Here is a 21,008-nt window from a genome sequence, read left to right as displayed (position 1 = left end):
TGGGATCGCCTAACACAGTGTTTCTTTATTTTTAAAAACCAATAATCTTAAATTCTGTCCTTCGGTTAATGGCATGTACTTCCTCATCGCAATCTTGGCCCGGAGCGCAGGGAATTTTAGGTTGGGTCTCTCCATAATATTTGTAGACCATTCGGAAGGGTTCAATGCCCTTTCCGCTGATGTATTCCATGGCCGCTTTGGCCCGTTCGGCGGATAGTTTTCGATTGTATTGATCAGTCCCCGGGCATCGGTATGGGAGCTTAATTCAATCACAATGTCGGGATTATCCCGCAGGATGATGACCACCTTATCCAGGGTAGTGGAGGCTTGTGAGGTGATATTGGATCGGTCGAAATCGTAGTAGATATTTTCAATGTCCAATATTTTATCTTGCTCCAATCGTTCCAGTGGCAACTTCATGATCAGATCTTGTTGAATATTTTCCGCTACATAAAACTCTTCCGAATAAGTCAGGTAGCCATTGGTTTTGGTGGAGAGGATATAGTCAGTACCCGGATCAATCACAAAGGAAAAATTTCCATCAGGACTATTCAGCCGAATTTCTTCCTCCGTATGTAAATTTCTTAAACTTACCTGCGCGGGGGATAACAGCTGATCGGTTTCTTTAGACACCACCGTCCCTTGGAGTCGAGGAGTGAATCCCTGTTCAAGATAAATCACCTTTTCCAAAGTAGTATGATCCTCCAAGTTTTGGGTATTGAATGCTTCATGGTAGGCAGCATATTCAGGATGATCGACGGTAATCCTGTAAATTTCCTCCGGACTGAGCTGCGCATAATACTCGCCCCACTGATCTGTTTTCCCCTCATCCAGGTTTTTGGTTTGATTGCGAAGTCCAACCGTAGCATTTCGGATGGGTTTTTCCGTTGTCTTGTCCAAAACGAGGACATTCAGGTCAATGAAGATTTTATGAAAATGGTAAATGTCATCGTTGCCTCTTTCATCCGCCCGATTAGAGGAAAAGTATCCTTTGAAGTTTTTTTCGCTAGCATCAATAAGGTAGATTCCAAAGTCATCCTTTTCAGAGTTGAATGGAGCACCCAAATGTTCGATCGTGCCATATTCATTTTCCGTTATTTTTACCCGAAATAAATCCAGCCCGCCCAGTCCAGGGTAAAAGTCGGAGGAGAAATATAAATAATCATCAGGCCCCCAATAGGGAAACATTTCATCGCCGGGAGAATTTACAGCTTCCCCCAAATTTTTGGGCTGTTGCCATTGTCCATAGGGCGTTCGCTGGCTGATATACAGGTCAGTACCACCTAATCCGCCTTTAAAATCGGCAGTAAAAACCATCGAATTTCCGTCCGGGCTTAATGTAGGGTGTCCTTCAGAGTGCCCTTTTCGATGGAATCCCATGGATTTAGGTTTGGTCCAGCCTCTTTCAGTTTGATCTGTATAAAAGATTTCCAGCTGTCGCTTTGCGTTTTCTTTGTCAGCATTTCTGGTGAAATATAGCCTTTGGTTTTCCGGATCATAAGTGGCTGGCCCTTCATGTGTTTTGGCATTTATCTTTTTGGGCAATGCGGTAATTCCATTGACATTCATGGAAGGATCCCATTCGCCACCAAAAAGGTTGATGAAATGCTGATTATCCCAAAGGTACTTTTGCTTATGGTGTGGCCTTGAGGAGCACCAAATTAATTGTTGATCCGTCATAAGGGGGGAAAAGTCATTATATTCCGAATTGAAGGCCGCCTGCTCGGCTCTAACAGCTAAATGGTTACTTTGTAGGCTTTCGAAATTACTGCAGGCTTCCATTTTATGTCGGATACTTTTTTTATCCTCCGGATGCATCTGTAGATACCTTTTGTAAGCTGCCCGCGCATTTTTATATTTTTTTTGATTCATCAGAAGCTCGGCATAAGGAAGGAGGAGTTTGCCCTCTGTAGGATGCAGCTTAATGAGCAAGCGGTAACTTTCCAAAGCTTCGGGGTACCGTTTGGCCGCCATATAGGCTTCTGCTAAACGAATGGAAACCTTAGTGCTATTGTGGTTTTGGAGGTACTTTTCGTAGTTCTCGATGGCGGCCGTATATTCATGGCGTTCGAAATGCTCATTGGCTTTGACCAAAACGCTTTTTTGCGCGATGGTTAGGCTTGAGCTTAAGAGCAACAGCAGGATAGTGAATAAGAATTTCATGCTAAAAGTATCTTGGGCTCAAAATGGTTTCTTGCTTTCTGTACAGGTCAACCCCGATAAAAAACTCGTGGGAGCCATTTTGCTGCCCATTGAGTTTGGTGATGGGATAATCATAGGCATAGCCAAACCACCAGTTGGTGGTAGGATGGAGTTCAATCATGGCCGCGATACCATCGTTGGTACGATAGGTAAAGCCTAGCCAGATCAAATCATCAATGATACCGGTCAGGTTGAGATCCGCCTGAAAGGGGCGGTCACTTACTTTTTTCAGCAGGGTAGAGGGCTTGAGTTTAAAGCGCATCCCTAATGGAATGATTCCACCCAGTGTAAGGTACAGGTGATTAAATAATTTGGCTTCTGCCTGTGGGTTTTCTTTATCCAGCCGGTGTTGGAGCATTTGAGGTAAGGAAACCCCAACAAAGAGGACATCACTACTGTAATATGCGCCCATCCCAATGGTAGGGAGGAAAAAGGACTCTTTATTCAAGCCGAACATGGGGTCATCGGGGTCTTTAATATTTAATTTGTCCCAGTCATTGTTATACTGAATAATGCCGGCAGAAACGCCAAGTCGGATCCGATGCTTATTATTGAAGGGGATAGAATAGCTGTAATTGCCATTCATTCCGGTGGTGCGGTTTACCCCGATCATGTCATTGTATAGGTTGACACCAAGTCCCATTCTTTTGGTCGCCTGGCCATGGGCGCTCAGCGTTTGGGTGGAAGGAGCACCTTCGAGCCCTGTCCATTGCTGCCGGAATAATAATATGCCGGATAGGGATGCCCGGCTGCCCGCATAGGCAGGATTATACATCAAGCCATTGAACAAGTACTGGGTGTACATGGGTTCCTGTTGTCCAAAGGCGAAAAGCGAACACAACAACAAGCAGGGAAGTAGGATTAAGCTTTTCATATTAACGTTGGATGGAAATGAAACCAGAAAATTCTTTGTTTGCACTAATGATCCTGAGCACATAATAATAGGTGCCGTCAGGCAATGACCTGCCCCTGTCATCTGTTCCTGCCCAATCATTGAGATAGCCTTCGGTGGAAAACACTCTTTCCCCCAACGATTAAAAATCAATAGGCTGTTGTTCGGGTAGTTTTCCAGGTTTTCAATGAAGAACACTTCGTTCATTTCATCCCCATTGGGAGAAAGGGCATTGTAAATGGTGATGTTAACGGTGTTTTCAATCACAATCGTCACACGAGCTGAGTCACAGAGGTCGCTATCCGGCGCCAGGCAAATTCGATAAGTAAATTCATCTGTGCCATAAAAAGCGGTATCAGGTGTATAGGTTATGAAGTCAGAGGAGGGGAATAAGCCTCCATTTTCAGGTCTTTGAATGATTTCAAAGTAAGCAGGCAAATCTCCGTTCTCCTGCCCGAAGTAGTTGTCATTTTCCCATGGTCTAATATTGATTGCGGTGTTCAAAGTAGTATTGTAACTGATGTCATTAGCGACTAAACCATCGTCAATCAATATCCTTAACTGGGCGGTCCGGCATTGTATGGATTGCCCCCTGACTTGTTCGCATACTTCATAGCATACCGATACTTCTCCGGTGAAATTTTCTTCCGGGGTGTACTCCATTTCCAGGCTGGGAAGAATTCTGATGCTTCCTGGGAAATCTGTAGAACAGAGGATGAGAGAGAAGGAGGCGGGTAGCTCATCATTCTCTAAGACATTAATAGTGGAGGTGGTGGATGGAGGGAGTTGCACCACATCATCCTGCAAGAGGTAGTCTTCTGGTTCGCCGACTAAACTGACGACCACATAGGCGTTAGCGCATCTGCCAAAAACATCGCAAATTTGGTAACAGAATAGGATGGGTTGACTCGATATAGTTTCACTGGCGGTGTATAGAATATGGTTGCCCTCCACTTTGGCAGTACCTTCTGAGGGCGTGGAACATAGGGAGATAGAAGAAATGTCTTTCTCCATTATTTGGTCATTTTGCCATACCGGAATCTGAATAGTTCCGCCTACCGGTAAGCTGACTTCATCTGTATGGGCATTTAAATCTATGGGCGCTTCAACTGTGATGAAAACAAAAGCTTTGTCACAATTGGTCATAATGTCTTGATCACAGATTTCATAGCAGAATACATCTGTGCCGAAGAAGTTGTCATCAGGGGTATAAATAAAGCTTCCATCGGCATTGAACTGTACCTCTCCATGCTGAGGAGGGTAGTCTGTACAGATCGATATGTTTACCTGATTCGGGAAATTATCATTGGCCAGTGGATTTACTGATACTACCTTTCGGGCAGGGGTACTGACAAAGTCTTCATTGGCGACTACATTGGTGACGGGGTTTACCCCAATAAGGATGAGGGCTTCGTCACAATCTCCATTTTCATTGCAAATGCCATAGGTTAAAATCTCCGTACCGATAAAATCCCCATTGGGAATAAATTGGAGTTCACTTCCATTTAAAGTGACGATTCCATTATTGGTTCCGGTAATGAGTTGGATGCTGGCCAGAGGAGAGCCATTGATGATGTCGTTGGCGATCAGGTCAATAATGGCGGTGTCTCCCTGATTGATGACGGTGGCATCCACTTCAGCGACTAAATCCACCGCTGGTGGAATTATGTTGATCGCCAGTACATTTTCAGTACAATAGACCGTATCGCTATATTCCGGATCAGTATTGCAGATGCGGTAGACAATTTGAGCCAGCCCCGGATTGCTTCCTTCCGGGTTATAGATGATGGTGCCTGTGCTGTTATCTACTGTGGTACTTCCCTGAGCAGGTTGACTGATGATGGTTATCGAGAAATTAGGCGGAAGAATAAAGTTGTAAACCGGATCGAGCAAATAAAATACTAAATCCACATTATTGGGAAGCCCATCAATGGAAACGGGGTAAAGCTGTGGAATTTGATTGGGATCTAGGGAAACGTCAATCACTACATTTCCGGTATAGCAATTATTTGCATTGCCACTTTCACAAACCTGGTAACAAATTAATTCCCTTCCAATAAATCCATTATTGGGCGTATAGCGTAAATTGTTACCGGAAAATGAGGCGGTTCCGTTTATGGGGGTGGAACAAAGTGTGGGCGCATCATAACCTTCCGGGATAATATCATTAATGATCACATCAGCAGTCAATGCCGTATTGTAATGAGTGGTAAGGAAGTCATCCGTTAGTTGGGCCGGATCAGGCCCCGAAATAACCACCTGAATGACGGCACTCTGGCAAATGGAATTGTCACTATTGCATAGCGTATAACAGATAATGTCTGTGCCGGTATAACCGGTAGGAGGGGTATAGTTGATTTTATTGTCTGCGGTAATGGTGGCCGTGCCTAAGGTGGTGGCTTCATCACATAGGCTCAGGCTAAAGCCGTCATCAGGGATGATATCATTGGCGATACAATCGATTAAGACAGTCCCATTTTGAGGAATCTGACTTTCATCATTTTGCGCTGCAACCGTGATTTCATATTCAAAGGGGATGATGATTTGTGCCTCTGAACAGGCTTCATCAGTGGTTCCTTCATTCACACAAAGCTGATAGCAAATCAAATCCTGACCTGAAGTGGTGGTGTAATTAGGTAGGTATTGGATAATATTATTGTCGATAATATTGACAGTACCGGAAACGGGATCCTCGCAAACGGTTAATTTATAATTTGGTGGTATTTCATCCACCAATTCTGAAAGGTTGATTTCGATAGGCCCAAATTCTGTTAAGGAATAGGATTTATCCTTAAGTTTGGGGGCTTCCAGTGGAATGACGGTGATCACTACTTTTGCGGGATCACAGGTGGCATTTTCTCCTGTTCCTACACATATTTGGTAATCCAAGGTGTCATTTCCTATAAAATTATCCACTGGGCTGTAGGTCAGCATGCTGTCGGTGATATTCAGATTGCCGTAATTGAAATGATTTAATATTTCAAAAGTAACGGGTAGCAGCGAATGGTCATTTTGGAGAAAATTTAAGGAAATAGGGGTGCTGGCACCGGTAGTTCCAAAATCGTCATTGGCTTCCGGAGCGTTATTGCAGGGAATGGTACCTTCTAAAATGGTAATGCCTACGGCAAATCCTCCCTGTGTACCTCCTATGGCTCCATAATGATTGTCAAGATCAAAAAGTTGTGAGCCCTGATGGATGGTCCCGGCTTCCCCTCCAATATAGGAGGCATTGATGTTGGAAATAAACTCTGAACGTGCCAGGGAGAGGACTCCTCCTCCACCGCCACCGCCCGGGCCATAGGCGTCCAGTGCATTTCCCTTATAGGTATGGCCGCCTTGTCCGCCGTTTAGTTCTACCTCTAGTGTGCCAATAATTCCCTTGGTTTCAATGATCACAGTACCTCCGGCCCCTCCGGCGCCAGAAGCGTTGTCGATCGTGGACAGGTTGCTTTCGTCTAATCTTACATCAGCAGCAAGGGGGTAGGAGCCCCCATTAGCATGAATGGCCTTTCTATTAGTTACCAAGCTTTCCACACTCAAAATGACGATTCCACCTCCTGCTTTCCCAGCGGAATGTCGACGATTTTTAAAATCAGAATTTCCTGAATTTTGATGGCCGCTTCCTCCGCCACCACCAAAGAATATTTTATTAAAGGAGGGACTGGAATAAAGAGCGCTTAAGGCTAATCCTCCTTTTCCTCCAATTAAATCTCCGGGTACAGTACCCGTATTGTCATTACCATTCGTAATTCTTCGGTCGGTTTGTAAGGCACGTCCGCCTTCTCCTCCTGCTCCGTAATTTGCGCCACCACCGCCACCGGCATTATGGTTATTACCACCACCGCCTCCTACCACTAGTTTGCCTCTTCCATAATTATAATTCAAACCATCCTTGTCAAAAGGGTAGGCCATCGATTCGCCTTTTTCAGCTCCTAAAACACTGTTTCTGCCTGATATTCCATAGGTGTCCACATTGTCCTGGCTGGTGCCGCGAGTAATTCGTCCGCCCAAATAGCCCAGGGAGTCCACTTCTATATCTGCATTTAGCGTCAGGGTACCGGTAGCATTAATAAATACAATCCCACCAGTGGTTCCATTCCATGGTTGAGCAGTGACTTCACTGCTTATGGTTGCATTTTGAAGGGGGGAAATTCCAACAATTTGGAGCCCAAAGCCGGGGTCATAATCCCGCAGAAGTTTATGGGTAAGGAAGAGGGAGTCTCCCTGTACGGCCAATACTGTTCCCATTTCGAAATTCCCTGCATTGTTGAGTTGGTCAATATTTCCATAGGCCTCAGATTCCGTTCGGATGATCTCTGCGCCTTTGGATTGATGGATAATAATCTTGTCTCCGGCAGCGAAGCCTTCCGGATTGGTGATTTTTAATTTGCATTTTTGGGCATTGATGCCCAGCACTTCTCCATATTCATTGATAATTCCCGAAAGGTTTTGATTTTCTTGGGAATGGCCACTGAGTGGGCTGGAAAGCAAAAAAACGCAAAGAAGCCAATAAAGTATTGGCCTTGGGGCTATTGAGCTTATAAAAATCATACTGTGTTAGGTTAGCATTCCTAACAACGAGTATTTGAGGGGCTTAGGTTGAGGTGGAGATGTTATTGGTTGATGTGCCTTTTGAAGAAAAATTTCAATTTTTATGAATTACCTTTTCCTGTCTTGCTTATACTAAGGGCTTTCCGGTTAAACCCAATTTGGCTGAGCTTGCTTTCTGCTTATTCATCTGTTTCGGTGAAATACGCTCGAATTATGGGAATTAAGCCACCTTCTTCCTCCACCATGAATTAGGTATACGTCATTTGGGTAATCGGGCTTTTAATAAAAAAGGAAGCCCTGGGGCTTCCTTCTTAATCATTATATTGATTCATCGTTCTGCCAATGCCGATGCTGCAAAAACCGTGAATCATTTCAATAGCCCTGTCCATTACAATGGGTAATTCGGCGAATTCACCTTCTGAGAATTTGCCAAGAACATAATCCACTTGCTTTCCTTTTGAAAATTCATCACCAATGCCAAATTTCAATCGGGCATAATTTTGTCCACCGGTTAACTCTTCAATGTTTTTTAAGCCATTGTGACCAGCAGAAGAACCTTTAGCCCGCATTCTTAATTTTCCGAAAGGAAGTGCTAAATCATCCACAATTACCAAAACATTTTCCTTTGGAACTTTTAGCTCATTCATCCAATGGCGCATGGCTTTCCCACTTAAATTCATATAAGTAGTGGGTTTGATCAGGTGAATGTGTCTTCCCTTGAATTTGTATTCAGTTTTAAACGCCAATCGATCCGATTTGAATTCTACTCCTTTGGCATCTGCCAGTCGATCCAAAGTTAGGAAGCCGATGTTATGACGAGTGAGTTCGTATTCAGGCCCAATATTGCCCAATCCTACGATGAGATATTTCATGTTAGATTAAATGATTTTCGAAGATTTTTTCAAAAATAATGCTATTCCTGTTTTGGGAGATAAATTTTTGAGCAAAAAAAATCCCTCCGGTTTCGAAGGGATTAATATTTTTAAATGCGGAATAATTATTCTGCATCCTCTTGTGATTGCTTCGAACGCAATGCACGTGGAATTTCTACAGTTGCAATAGAAATTGATGGGTTGTTCAATACCTCAACACCTTCAACTGGAACTTCACCAACTTTGATAGATTTACCTAATTCTAAACCAGAGATGTTCACTTTGATGTTCTCAGGCATATCTTTTGGCAAAGCTTTCACTTTAATTTTACGCAATTTAGTTACCAAACGACCACCAACTGCTACACCAGGAGACTGACCTTCGAAAACAACAGGAACTTCCATTTTCAATTCTTTCTCGTCGTTCAACAACAAGAAGTCAGCGTGCATCAAGTTCTCTGATACTGGGTGGAATTGTGCGTCTTGCAAAACCGCTTTGTACTCAGTTCCTTCGATGTTCAAAGTTACGAAGTATACGTTTGGAGTGTAGATCAAGTCACGGAATAAGTACGCAGGAGCGTGGAAGTGAACTTGCTCTTCTCCACCGTAAAGTACAGCAGGAACATTACCTTCTAAACGAAGATCTTTTGCATCTTTTTTACCAAGGTTCGCTCTTTTAAACCCTACAACCTCAATAGTTTGCATGATAATAAATTGTTAAAATTATAAAATATGAAACTGCTTAAAAACATAGCGCTTTCAAACAGGCTCGCAAATATCGTAAGTTTCCAATAAAAAACCACAGGATTTAATAAAAATACCTGTGGTTTTCTGGAAATATTTTTCAGATCCGATTAGATCGACAATCCTTTAATAAAAAGAGAGGAGATCGACTCATTGTCGTGGATTTTACGAATCGCTTTTCCAAACAATTCTCCTACTGACAATACTTTGATTTTATCCGATTGCTGACGCAATGGAATAGTATCGGTGACTACCAACTCTGTTAACTTAGAGTTTTGGATATTTTCGTATGCTTTACCGGAAAGAATAGGGTGAGTAATTACGGCACGAACCGAATTAGCACCTTTTTCAATCAGGATGTCTGCTGCTTTGCATAAGGTCCCTCCTGTATCGATGATGTCATCCACAATGATTACATCTGCACCAGTAACGTCACCAATCACCTGCATGGAAGCAACTTCGTTGGCACGCTCGCGATGCTTGTCGCAGATCACCATATTAGAACGGAAGATTTTCGCTAAATCACGCGCACGCTTGGTTCCTCCCACATCAGGAGCGGCGAACAATAAGTTCTCTAAACCTAAGGAAGCAATATAAGGAACAAAAACAGAAGCACCTTCCAGGTGATCCACCGGGATATCAAAGAAAGCCTGAATTTGTCCGGCGTGCAAATCACAAGTCATGATACGATCCGCACCCGCAGCGGTAAGCAAATTGGCTACTAATTTCGCTGCGATTGGAACTCTTGGCTTGTCTTTTCTATCTTGACGTGCATAGCCAAAATAAGGAGCAACTACCGTTACGTATTTTGCTGAAGCTCGACGCGCTGCATCTACCATTAACAATACCTCCATGATGTTGTCAGAAGGAGCGAAAGTAGATTGAATGATGAAAACATCACAGCCACGAACGGACTCTTGGAAAGCAGGGCACATTTCACCATCGCTAAATTTGCTGATTTTAACATCACCTAAATCAGTGCCATACTGATGGGCGATTTTTTCAGCTAAATATTTGGATTCAGTACCGGAGAAGATTTTTACCGCAGACATTTTTGAATGAATATGTTCAAGGGATGGGGATCACCTGAAGCTGAATTTGTATAAAAACAAGATCATCAGCAGATTGATCCTTTGTGTTATCAATAGCGCTGCAAAGGTAAGAAAAATATTAAATTTATGTAGGCTGTCAGAGAAAAATACCATTTTTCGCCCAAATAAATGGCTAAGGACGTCTTTCTGCTTTCACCGGACGACTGGTTAAGACTTTTTTTGTATCTGATGCAAATGAGCAATGTAGGAAGCGATTAAATGATGATGTCCGGCATCAAGTAATACTATTTCAGGATCAGATTTCAAATATTTTAGCAGTGGCTGGAGGTTTTCCCGGGGGATGATTTTGTCATGAAGCCCTATTATAAATTTTACTTTTATGCCATGATTGTTAATATGGCTGGCGAGCAAAGCTAAGCGGGGTTTGATGTTTCTGAATTTGACCCAGGAAAGGTATACCTGCCTTCTTTGCCTTCTGGATCGCATCTGGCTATTGGCAAAACGGACCACAGAGGGATGCAGGAGTTTTACCTTTTGCAAAAATTTGATGGACCGGAAGAAAGGTTTGGGATGATGTACGGTATATCGAAAAATATTACGAAAAAATTTCGGCTGCGTACTCATGGAATACCAGAAATTGGTTTTAATGCCATCCGGAGCTAAAAGGGTGATCTGATCAATCTTCTCCGGGAAGAGGACGGTAGTCATCAGGGCAAATTTCCCGCCCATGCTGAAGCCCATTATATCAAAGCGATCTATTTCTTCTTTTTCCAGAAATTCAGTCAGCAAATCTTTCCATAAGTTTTGATTGACTTCTTCTTTATCCCGGTGTAGCTGGCTTTTACCATGGAAAAAAAGATCGAAATGATAAAAGGTGTAATGAGGAAAAAATGTTTCCAGCCCTTCAAAGGCTTGTGCGCTTTGTCCGAAGCCATGGAAGGTGATTAAAATTTTCTTTCCGCTTCCTTTTTTCTCAAAGTGTAAATGAGTCATCCGAACAAAGTTATGCTATGCATTTGGAATTACCAACCCTCACACGAACCGGTATTTTAAAGTGTTATACCGAAGTAGGTTATGAGGGGATTTTTAACCTATAATTTCCAATAACATAACTTTTATCATTAGGCAAAAGCTTAAATGTACATTAAATTACCTTCATCCGGTAAGGGCAGGTGGATTTGCGCTAATGGCAGGGTTTTATTGGTTTGGTGATAAAAATCAGCTTATAGAGAAACTTTATCTACAAAACTAAAACAAAAACTTTGGAAACGCTGTAAAATCCCATAGTTTCGAGCGTTTCTTTAATGCTTTATTAATCCAAATCAAATCAAAATCCTGATTATGCAAGATCGCATTATTGAGTTGGCCTATGACCTTTTCAGTAGAATAGGGATTAGGTCGGTCACCATGGATGAAATCGCAAGGCCTTTAGGAATTTCCAAAAAGACACTTTATCAGTTTTTCCCGAATAAAGAAGCCTTGCTAACGGCTGCTTTGGACCAGGAACTGAAAAAGCAGGAACTTTTAATTGATGAAACCATTCGGGAGGCCGATAATGCGGTGGAGGCTTTTTATAATATTTCGGAGTATGTCCGCAATATGCATTCTCAAACAAATCCGATTGTGATTTTTGAGATGGAACGGTATTACCCCAAGGTATTTGAGCATTACCTTTCATTTAAAAAGCATTGCATCTCCCATTCCATAGCGGATTTTTTTCGGCAGGGAATGAAAGAGGGGTATTTTCGGGAAGATTTGGATCCACAAATCATTGCTAAGCTTCGGATGGAGCAATTCGAATACATTTTTAAACCGGATATTTTTCCCCGGGCAGAATTTGAATACAATCATGTTTGCGATCAGCTCTTCGATCACTTTATGCATGGAATCCTCACTGGTCAGGGAAGAAAGATCTATCAGGAACTAAAAAACAATACAGAAAACCATAACAATAAATCATGAGACTACCGCTTATGTTGCTCCTTTTGCTTTTTGGGCCACTCGTCCGGGCGGAGGAAAACCTTTCCGGCCAACCGGTGACCCTTGAGCAATGCATTCAAATTGCCTTAAAAAATAATCAAAACGTTCAGAAGGCGGCGCTGGAAGTACATGCTTCCGATTATAAAGTAAAAGAAACGCTGTCGATTGGGCTGCCGCAGGTCAACGGGCAAATTGATGCGAACTATAATTTTGCGATCAGGACTTCCTTTGTTCCTGCAGCATTTTTTCTTCCTCCGGATGAGGACGGTAATCCTGCTGAGGGGAATGTTCCGGTGCAGTTTGGGGTGCCCTATGATGCTGCTGCCGGCATTACCGTGAGTCAGTTGATTTTTGACGGGTCATTTTTTGTAGGCCTGGAGGCTGCCCGAACTTATGTGGAATTATCAGAAAAAGATTTGTATCGTCAGGAGATCGATGTAGTGGAATCGGTCAAGAAAGCGTACTACCTGGTATTAATAAACAAGGAAAGGCTCAATCTGGTGGAGCAAAATCTGGGTCGACTGGATACGCTTTTGACGGAAACGCAGGCAATGTATGAGGAAGGATTTGCCGAAAAAATTGATGTGGATCGCATCAAAGTTTCTTATAATAATGTGCGGGCTTCGCTGAAAAGTTCTCAAAGACTGATTGAATTGTCTGTGCGTCTGCTCACATTTAATATGGGGCTGGATGTTAACCAACCGGTGGTGGTAACCGATACCATTCACAATATAAATTTTGACGCGACCATTCTGGATGCGGATCTGGCTTTTGATCCCAGAGACCGTGTGGAAATGCAGATTCTCGATGTGCGGGAAGAATTAGGCCGTTACGAACTCAAAAACGTCAATGCGCAATACCTGCCCAATTTATACGCCATAGGTAATATGGGATATAATGCCGGGGTGGATGGAATTAGTGATCTTGGTGATTTTTCAGAAAGCTGGTTTGGCTATGGTATTGTGGGTTTACAAATGAAGATTCCCATTTTTGATGGTTTAATGAAGCGCCATAAAGCGCAACAGGTGAAAATCAAATTGCAGCAAATTGAAATTGACCGGAACATGACCATGCAGGCCATCGATAATGAAATTTTCCAGTCCAAGGCGAATTTACTTACGGCTATAGATCAACTGAATATTGAGCAGGAAAATGTGGATTTGGCAGAGGATGTTTATGAAACCACGCGTTTGAAATTTCAGGAAGGCGTAGGAACGAATTTGGAGCTGGTAGATGCCAATAATTCCTATGTCACTGCTCAGGTCAATTACTTCAATGCGCTATACGATGCCTTATTGAATAAGGTGAACCTGGAAAAATCCGTTGGCCGCCTTTACAACCGATAACCGAAATATCAACTATCATGAAATATACTACTTATTTGACCCTGGGAATGCTGGCCGCCATGGCCGCCTGCGGTTCCAAAGAGGATTCCCTGGAGGGAAAAAAAGCGGAATTAGCCGGTCTCAGAGAAGAGCTGGTGAGTAAAAAGGAAGAAATTCGTGCTTTGGAGCAGGAGATCTTGAAAATAGATCCGGATGCCTTCAATGCCAGCGGAAATCGTTTGAATGTTGCCACCTTACCGGTAAACCCTACGGAGTTTCAGCATAAAATTGATATTCGGGGAGAAGTGCAGTCGCGTAAGAATGTAATGCTTTCCGGAGAAATGATGGGGCGGCTGTTGGAAATACATGCTTATGAAGGAGCAAGAGTAAAAAAAGGACAGCTTTTGATGCATCTGGATGCTGAACAGTTGGAAAACTCCATTGCGGAGGTGAAAACTTCATTGGAGTTTGCAGAAAAGATGTACACAAAACGGAAATCCCTATGGGACAAGAATGTAGGTTCGGAGGTCCAGTATTTGGAGGCTAAAAACAATTTTGAAAGCCTACAGCGTAAACTCGCCACTCTGAATTCCCAATTGGACATGGCCTATATTAAAGCGCCATTTTCTGGGCAGGTGGATCAGGTATTGGCCAAAACGGGAGAGATTGTACAGCCGGGAATGCCACTGATGCGATTAACGGGGAATTCTGATATGTATATTACTGCGGAAGTTTCAGAGCGCTATTTGGGTAAATTCCACAGGGGAGATGAGGTCACCGTCAACTTTCCTTCTCTGGACAAATCTCTGACCTCTACCATAAGCAGCGTAGGTCAGGTCATCAATAAAAATAACCGGACATTTTCTTTGGAGGTTAAGCTGAAAGAAATGGATGAATTAATGAAACCAAATCTATTAGCGGTGATTGAGGCCACGGATTACACCAATGACTCAGCGGTGGTGGTCCCCACCAAATTGATCCAAAAAGATAATGAAGGGCACTTTGTTTTTATCGTCGGCAAAGATGAAGGCAAAGAAGTTGCGAAAAAAGCCCGGGTGGAGTTAGGCAAGACCTTCCGTGGCCAAACGGAGATTGCTACCGGGCTGGAAACCGGGGATGTTTTGATTACCGAAGGTTATCGTGATGCTGCAGAGAATACTATTCTGTCCATTATTCGCCCAACTGCAGACAGTGGAGAATAAACGCACCTGATCATGGAAGAAAATAAGCAAAAAAATAAAATTACCAAGGAGTTTGGCTTAACCTCTCTCTCCTTGAATAATAGTGCGACAGTGATGGTGATGACTTTGATTATTGCCATTGCCGGGATTTATCAATACGTCAACCTGCCCAAGGAAAACTTCCCGGAGGTAGAGATGCCGACCATTTACGTCGGGACTATCTATTCCGGTAACTCTCCCGCGGATATTGAGAACCTGATTACCCGTCCTTTGGAAAAGGAAATCAATACGGTGGAGAATATTGATAACATCAAATCTACCTCCGTTCAGGGATATTCGACCATTATCATCGAATTTGTGACCGGAACGGATGTGAAGGATGCTTTGGTGAAAGTGAAGGATGCGGTGGATAAAGCCCGCTCTGAATTACCCACGGATTTAAAGTTTGAGCCGGATGTATTCGAACTTAATTTCTCCGAATTTCCAATTTTGAATATCAACCTGTCCGGGGATTACCCAATGGTGCAGTTGAATGAGTATGCAGAATACCTGGAGGATGAAATTGAAAAATTTCGTGAAATCTCTAAAGTTGAAATTCGTGGTGTAGGGGAGCGTGAGGTTAAGATTAACTGTAATCCTTATCTGATGGCTGCCCGCATGGTGTCCTTTGGAGACATCGAAATGGCGGTGGCGAATGAAAATGTCAATATTTCCGGGGGAGATGCCCTTTCCGATGGTGTGCGCCGGAATATTCGGATTTTAGGGGAATTCTCGGAACCGGAAAATTTACTGGATGTAGTGGTGAAAGCAGAAAACGGAAATATAGTTTATCTGAGAGATGTGGCCACCGTGGAATTTGATTATAAAGATCCGGAGTCTTTTGCGCGCTTGGGCGAGGAGTCGGTGGTGATGGTTGACGTGGTGAAACGTTCCGGAGAGAACCTGTTAGCCGCGACCGAAAAGATCAATAAAGTTCTGGCCTATGCGCAAAAAAATGTTTTTCCGGAGGACTTAAATATTGTCATGACGGGAGACCAGTCCAAAGAGACCCGTACGCAGGTGAATAGTCTGGAGAACAATATCATTTCCGGGGTAATTCTGGTGGTCTTGGTGCTATTGTTTTTCCTGGGTACGCGTAATGCGTTATTTGTGGGAATGGCCATTCCACTTTCCATGTTTTTATCTTTTTTGATTCTCGGTATCATGGGCGTGACAATCAATATGATTGTGTTATTCTCCCTGATTATGGCATTGGGAATGTTGGTGGATAATGGTATCGTGGTGGTGGAAAATGTTTACCGGATGATGGAAGAAGGGCTCCAGCCCTTTGATGCTGCTAAAAAAGGAGTGGGAGAAGTGGCTTTGCCGATTATTTCTTCTACGGCCACTACTTTAGCGGCCTTCCTGCCTTTGGCTTTCTGGCCGGGCATGATGGGGGAATTTATGAAGTATTTGCCGATCACCCTGATGATCACCCTGGGCTCATCCCTTTTTGTGGCTTTGGTCATTAACCCGGTATTCATTGCCCATTTTATGAAAGTGCAGGGAGAAGGCATGCAACTGAATTATCGTAAAGTGAACTTTTGGGGAGTGGGGTTAATAGTGGCCGGTTTGGCTGTTTTCGCTTTAAAAATGGTGGCCATGCATGGTTCCGATGCGGATGGCAAATTCTTCAATACCCTTGGGAATCTTTTAGGAATGGCCGGTGGTGTACTGCTTTTAAATGTTTATGTTTTAACTCCTTTAAGTGAACGTTTTCAGGCGATATTCCTTCCTTGGCTGGAGAATTTGTATGAAGGTACTTTACGAAAAGCGGTAACGGGCAGAGGTCCCTACGCTTTCTTCTTTGGAACCGTCGGCATGTTGATTTTCTCTTTTGCACTGATGGGGGTTTTTACACCCAATGTGGAATTCTTCCCGACCGGCGATCCTAAATATGTCAATGTATTTATCGAATATCCGGTAGGGACAGACATTGAAACCACCAATGTTACCGGCAAGAAGATTGAAAAACAGGTTGCGGCTTTGGTGAAACCTTATGGCGAAATTGTGGAATCCATTATTTCTAATGTGGGGGAGGGAACCAGTGATCCCGGCGAAATGTCGGTTGGTGGTGCATCTACTCCGCATAAGGCGCGTATTACGATCAATTTTGTGGATTTTGCTGATCGAGGAGGGGTGAGCACCAGAACCATTATGAATGACATCCGGGATGGAATTGATGGTGCTCCGGGAGTTTCCATCACGGTAGATCAGGATCAGAATGGTCCACCGACGGGTAAGCCGATCAGTATTGAGATTTCAGGGCCTAAGTTTGAAAAGCTTATTGGCTTGTCCGATGACCTGACCAATGAAATTGCCACGGCGGGCATTATGGGCATTGAAAAGTTAAAATCAGATTTAGAGCGTGGTAAGCCTGAATTATTAGTGAACATTGACCGCGAAAAAGCACGCCGTTTTGGCTTGTCGACGGTTTCCATTGCTTCTGAAATCAGGACGGCTTTGTTTGGAAAGGAAATTTCCAAATACAAACAGGGCGAGGACGATTATGAGATTCAGCTCAGACTGGATAAAAATTATCGTTATGATATTGAGGCTTTGATGAATCAAAACATCACTTTCCGGAATCAATCCGATGGAAAAATCCGCCAGGTACCCATATCTGCAGTAGCTACCATTGAGTTGAGCTCGACCTATGGTTCAATAAAGCGCAAGGATTTGGATCGGGTGGTGACCCTGTCCTCCAATGTTTTGGATGGTTATAATGCGACCAAAATAAATGATCAGATCCGGGCCTTGGTGGCGGATATGTATATTCCGGAAGGTTATGAAGTGAAATTTGGGGGAGAACAGGAAAAGCAGGCGGAAGAGATGGGATTTCTTTCCGGCGCTTTAATGATTGCGGTGTTTATGATCTTTTTGATCATTGTGGCACAGTTTAATCAGGTTACTGCACCGTTTATTATCATCACCTCAGTGGTATTTTCTACCATTGGCGTATTCCTGGGGCTGGTAGTCTTTCAAATGGATTTCATTATTATCATGACTATGATTGGGATCATTTCCCTGGCAGGGATTGTGGTGAATAATGCGATCGTATTGATTGACTTCATCGGCCTGAAAAAGCAGGAAAGATTAATTGGTTTAAAAGAGGGCGAAAGCTTACGAAGCGACCAATTGAGAGAAGCTGTCGTGGAGGCGGGTAAAACGCGTTTACGTCCGGTACTTTTAACTGCGATTACCACCGTTTTAGGTTTGATTCCTCTTGCAGTAGGTATTAATATTGACTTCCTAGGTTGGATATCCAACTTTAATGCCGACTTCTACATTGGTGGGGACAATGTTATCTTTTGGGGGCCTATGTCATGGACGATCATTTTTGGATTGACTTTCGCGACCTTTCTTACATTGGTAATTGTGCCTGTAATGTATATTATTATCGAGGATATTAAACTAAAGCTTAAATCAACAGTATATTAGATTGTAAAGGTTGATTGATTAAATTGTAAGGGGAGGAGTCGTAAAGATTCCCTCCCTTTTTTTATGTCTTCGGTTAATCCCGGGCACTTTGGAGTAGTTTTAGGTAGATTATTGCAGTTTTAATTTTATGAAAGCGTGCGCGGGCCTTTTTTTCTACCCTCCAAAAAAGATTGGCTCCATCTGTAAAATAACCTCATTTATGGCATTTTTTAGCCGTACCTTACGTAAGATTTTGTTGACAATCGACCTGTAATTAAAATTTATCACCATGAGTTTAGCAAAGTTTTTCCCCATGATAGTGTTTATGGGCGTGATGCTACTTTTAGATCTCTATATTTATCAGGCCGTAAAAGTGGTATCTGATTCCTTTTCCGCACAAGCGGCCAAATGGATAAAAGGCGTTTATTGGGCGTTTTCTTTTCTCTGTCTTGGGAGTGTGGTGCTTTTGGCCACTGCTGATCCGCTATGGGTTGCTAAAAATCGCCAGCCATTTTTAACCGTTATGTCCATCACTTATTTTTCGAAAATGATCGGTTCGTTGTTTTTAGTACTTGATGATGTGTTGCGTGGGGTTCGCTGGATGACTCAGTTTTTGCAATCCTCCTCCGAATTATCAGGATCGGGAGAATCGACATCGCCAATAAAGGAGTCTGTTAGCCAGGGGATTAGTCGGGGGGAGTTTCTCTCTAAAGCAGGTCTGGTGGGCGTAGGGGTGCCCGTCGCGACAATGAGTTTTGGGATTATCTCCGGCGCTCATGACTATCGCGTACGGAAAAAGACGATTGTTCTTAAAAACTTGCCTCCCGCATTTGATGGGATTAAGGTGGCGCAATTGTCAGATATTCACACCGGATCCTTCTTCAATAAAACGGCTGTAAAAGGTGGCGTGGAGATGCTTATGGCCGAAAAACCTGATATGGTTTTCTTTACCGGTGATTTAGTTAATAATGAGGCCAGGGAAGCCAGGGAATATGTGCCGATTTTTGAAAAAGTAAAAGCAGATTTAGGTGTATATTCGGTGATGGGCAATCACGATTATGGCGATTACCATCGTTGGGCCAGTCCAAAAGCCAAACAGGAAAACCTGAAAGCACTTCATACCGCGCATCATGAAATGGGCTGGGATTTATTATTAGATGAAAATAGGACCATTCAGGTAGATGGGGCGGAAGTTGGTGTGATCGGGGTCCAGAATTGGGGAACTGGTGGTTTTGCTCAATACGGTAATCTGGAAAAGGCTTATCGGGGAATGGAAGAAGCAGAGGCTAAAATTTTATTGTCCCACGATCCCAGTCATTGGGATGCTCAGGTGCGCCCAGCTTATGGCGCTATCGACCTTACCCTGAGTGGGCACACCCACGGTTTTCAGTTTGGGGTGGAGATTGGCGACTTCCGATGGAGCCCGGCGCAGTGGCGTTATAAACAGTGGGCGGATCTTTATCAGGAAAAAGACCAGTATTTATATGTTAATCGTGGTTTTGGTTATATCGGTTACCCGGGAAGAATCGGGATATTGCCTGAAATTACCATTTTGGAATTGAAGCGTGAGCAGGCTTAAGCCGGATCATTCATGCTTCAATCCTCGTTTAGCTGCAAGGCGGGAGAAATGAAGGAATAGTTTTCTATTTCGAGTTTTTTCCCACGAAGCAGAAGAATGAGGAGAAAGTAAGCTTGCTCAAATTTAGGTTTTAAAAAAAAATCAGTCGGCGCGAATGTATTAAACTGATAATTAGTTAATTAAAGAAAGTGGCTGAATCTGGCAGTGAATAATTCGGCTTAAATCAGTGCGAAAAAGAAATCCCCAACCATTGCTGGCTGGGGATTTTTTTAATTTATTTTTTTCCAGTCATCAGAAGTAGAAACTTCAATGCTTCCATCTTTATAGACCAGTAAATAATCTTCCAGTACTTCCTCCTGGCAACCTCTGAATCTTTTTCCATCCTGACTTTGAAAGAAAATAGGGTAGGACTTTCCGTATTTTCGGGTGAAACTCACCGGGCTTCCATTTTCAGATTTGATCATGCCCCAGGAAATCTGAATGGGTTCATTGGAGCAAGAACCAAAGGCGTAATCATATTTATAAGTTCCGCTTCCATCGGCATTTAAAATTAAATAACCTCCGGTTTTTCCCTGGTATTTCCCTACAAACTTTTGTCCAATTTCATGATTCACCTGAATGCGTTTGCCATGAATTTCGAAAGCTTTGTCGTTTTTGGGTACAGAAAAAGCGGTGAATAGGAATAAGGTTGAGATGAGTAAATATTTCATAAAAACTAATCTAGTGGAAATGGGACAAAATCGCTAACATCCCCATTGTATTTGTGTACTTCCCGGATAATGCTGGAGCTAATCGCCGCAAATTCTGGAGAGGTAATCAGGAATACCGTTTCCAGCTGATCATTCAAGTGTTTGTTGACTTGGGCGATACTGTTCTCGTATTCGAAATCTGTGGTGTTCCGAAGGCCCCTTAAAATAAAATTCGCCTTGATTTTTTTGGCGTAATTGGCCGTTAATTCCTCATAAGCGAAGATTTTTATCCGAGGTTCTTTTTCAAAAAGAGCCTCCATCTTTGGGATCATTTTATCCAGAGAAAAGTGTCTTTGCTTTTTGGTGTTATGCCCAATGGCGATATGCACTTCATCAAAAAGTCCTAAGCCTCTTCTGACAATATCTTCATGTCCTTTGGTGAAAGGGTCAAAAGAACCAGGGAATAGGGCGATTTTTTTCATA

At 43.0% G+C, this 21,008-nt stretch carries 12 protein-coding genes and 2 pseudogenes; 5 read left to right on the top strand and 9 right to left on the bottom strand.

The genetic code is table 11. From position 1 onward, the window contains the following. Positions 1–9: 9 nt before the first annotated feature. The 7 genes and pseudogenes from NG22_RS07090 to NG22_RS07065 all read right to left on the bottom strand — a co-directional run bounded on the left by NG22_RS07090 (position 10) and on the right by NG22_RS07065 (position 11,305). The gene (locus NG22_RS07090; RefSeq protein ID WP_053405095.1) at positions 10–2,163 is read right to left on the bottom strand and encodes a tetratricopeptide repeat protein; all 2,154 of its coding nucleotides are present in this window, start codon (positions 2,161–2,163) and stop codon (positions 10–12) included. A gap of 1 nt (position 2,164) precedes the next feature. Next, positions 2,165–3,064: pseudogene (locus tag NG22_RS18300) on the bottom strand (type IX secretion system membrane protein PorP/SprF); the annotation flags it as partial. 13 nt (positions 3,065–3,077) lie between these two features. Beyond that, positions 3,078–7,006, bottom strand: a pseudogene (locus tag NG22_RS07085) (Ig-like domain-containing protein). Positions 7,007–7,956: 950 nt separating this feature from the next. Continuing rightward, entirely contained in the window at positions 7,957–8,517 is a 561-nt protein-coding gene (gene pth / locus NG22_RS07080; protein WP_053405093.1) for an aminoacyl-tRNA hydrolase, read from the bottom strand. Between the two features lie 125 nt (positions 8,518–8,642). After that, positions 8,643–9,221, bottom strand: a complete 579-nt coding sequence (locus NG22_RS07075) for a 50S ribosomal protein L25/general stress protein Ctc (RefSeq protein ID WP_053405092.1) — start codon at positions 9,219–9,221, stop codon at positions 8,643–8,645. Positions 9,222–9,370: 149 nt separating this feature from the next. Next, on the bottom strand, positions 9,371–10,312 hold the full coding sequence (locus tag NG22_RS07070) for a ribose-phosphate pyrophosphokinase (protein WP_053405091.1): 942 nt from the start codon (positions 10,310–10,312) through the stop codon (positions 9,371–9,373). A 207-nt stretch (positions 10,313–10,519) separates the two neighbouring features. After that, positions 10,520–11,305, bottom strand: a complete 786-nt coding sequence (locus NG22_RS07065; protein WP_053405090.1) for an alpha/beta fold hydrolase — start codon at positions 11,303–11,305, stop codon at positions 10,520–10,522. A gap of 348 nt (positions 11,306–11,653) precedes the next feature. On the opposite strand from NG22_RS07065, the gene NG22_RS07060 reads away from it, so the two are divergent. The 5 genes from NG22_RS07060 to NG22_RS07040 all read left to right on the top strand — a co-directional run bounded on the left by NG22_RS07060 (position 11,654) and on the right by NG22_RS07040 (position 19,836). Then, positions 11,654–12,274, top strand: coding sequence for a TetR/AcrR family transcriptional regulator (locus tag NG22_RS07060; protein ID WP_053405089.1), 621 nt, complete (start codon positions 11,654–11,656; stop codon positions 12,272–12,274). Next, a complete protein-coding gene (locus NG22_RS07055; RefSeq protein WP_072159048.1) occupies positions 12,271–13,638 on the top strand; it encodes a TolC family protein in 1,368 nt (455 codons plus the stop codon). The genes NG22_RS07060 and NG22_RS07055 overlap by 4 nt, the downstream gene beginning before the upstream one ends. A gap of 17 nt (positions 13,639–13,655) precedes the next feature. Beyond that, the gene (locus NG22_RS07050) at positions 13,656–14,819 is read left to right on the top strand and encodes an efflux RND transporter periplasmic adaptor subunit (protein WP_053405087.1); all 1,164 of its coding nucleotides are present in this window, start codon (positions 13,656–13,658) and stop codon (positions 14,817–14,819) included. A gap of 12 nt (positions 14,820–14,831) precedes the next feature. Next, positions 14,832–18,278, top strand: a complete 3,447-nt coding sequence (locus NG22_RS07045) for an efflux RND transporter permease subunit (protein ID WP_053405086.1) — start codon at positions 14,832–14,834, stop codon at positions 18,276–18,278. Between the two features lie 268 nt (positions 18,279–18,546). Beyond that, positions 18,547–19,836, top strand: a complete 1,290-nt coding sequence (locus NG22_RS07040) for a metallophosphoesterase (RefSeq protein ID WP_053405085.1) — start codon at positions 18,547–18,549, stop codon at positions 19,834–19,836. 269 nt (positions 19,837–20,105) lie between these two features. Here the strand turns inward: NG22_RS07040 and NG22_RS07035 are convergent, their stop codons facing one another. Both NG22_RS07035 and coaD read right to left on the bottom strand, forming a co-directional pair. Further along, a complete protein-coding gene (locus tag NG22_RS07035; protein WP_053405084.1) occupies positions 20,106–20,546 on the bottom strand; it encodes a hypothetical protein in 441 nt (146 codons plus the stop codon). Between the two features lie 5 nt (positions 20,547–20,551). After that, positions 20,552–21,007 carry a pantetheine-phosphate adenylyltransferase gene (gene coaD, locus NG22_RS07030; RefSeq protein ID WP_053405083.1) on the bottom strand — a complete coding sequence of 152 codons (456 nt, stop codon included), beginning with the start codon at positions 21,005–21,007 and terminating at the stop codon, positions 20,552–20,554. Between the last annotated feature and the right edge of the window lies 1 nt (position 21,008).

This window comes from Persicobacter sp. CCB-QB2 (assembly GCF_001274635.1).
Lineage (GTDB): Bacteria > Bacteroidota > Bacteroidia > Cytophagales > Cyclobacteriaceae > Persicobacter > Persicobacter diffluens.
The sequence above is the reverse complement of the archived record's forward strand: the minus strand, read 5'-3'. Positions and strand labels throughout refer to the sequence as shown.

Coding starts and splice junctions, on each gene's coding strand:
- NG22_RS07050 (WP_053405087.1), top strand. CDS start 13,656: ATGAAATATACTACTTATTTGACCCTGGGAATGCTGGCCGCCATGGCC.
- NG22_RS07035 (WP_053405084.1), bottom strand. CDS start 20,546: ATGAAATATTTACTCATCTCAACCTTATTCCTATTCACCGCTTTTTCT.
- NG22_RS07075 (WP_053405092.1), bottom strand. CDS start 9,221: ATGCAAACTATTGAGGTTGTAGGGTTTAAAAGAGCGAACCTTGGTAAA.
- NG22_RS07065 (WP_053405090.1), bottom strand. CDS start 11,305: ATGACTCATTTACACTTTGAGAAAAAAGGAAGCGGAAAGAAAATTTTA.
- NG22_RS07055 (WP_072159048.1), top strand. CDS start 12,271: ATGAGACTACCGCTTATGTTGCTCCTTTTGCTTTTTGGGCCACTCGTC.
- NG22_RS07040 (WP_053405085.1), top strand. CDS start 18,547: ATGAGTTTAGCAAAGTTTTTCCCCATGATAGTGTTTATGGGCGTGATG.
- NG22_RS07070 (WP_053405091.1), bottom strand. CDS start 10,312: ATGTCTGCGGTAAAAATCTTCTCCGGTACTGAATCCAAATATTTAGCT.
- NG22_RS07060 (WP_053405089.1), top strand. CDS start 11,654: ATGCAAGATCGCATTATTGAGTTGGCCTATGACCTTTTCAGTAGAATA.
- coaD (WP_053405083.1), bottom strand. CDS start 21,007: ATGAAAAAAATCGCCCTATTCCCTGGTTCTTTTGACCCTTTCACCAAA.
- NG22_RS07045 (WP_053405086.1), top strand. CDS start 14,832: ATGGAAGAAAATAAGCAAAAAAATAAAATTACCAAGGAGTTTGGCTTA.
- NG22_RS07090 (WP_053405095.1), bottom strand. CDS start 2,163: ATGAAATTCTTATTCACTATCCTGCTGTTGCTCTTAAGCTCAAGCCTA.
- pth (WP_053405093.1), bottom strand. CDS start 8,517: ATGAAATATCTCATCGTAGGATTGGGCAATATTGGGCCTGAATACGAA.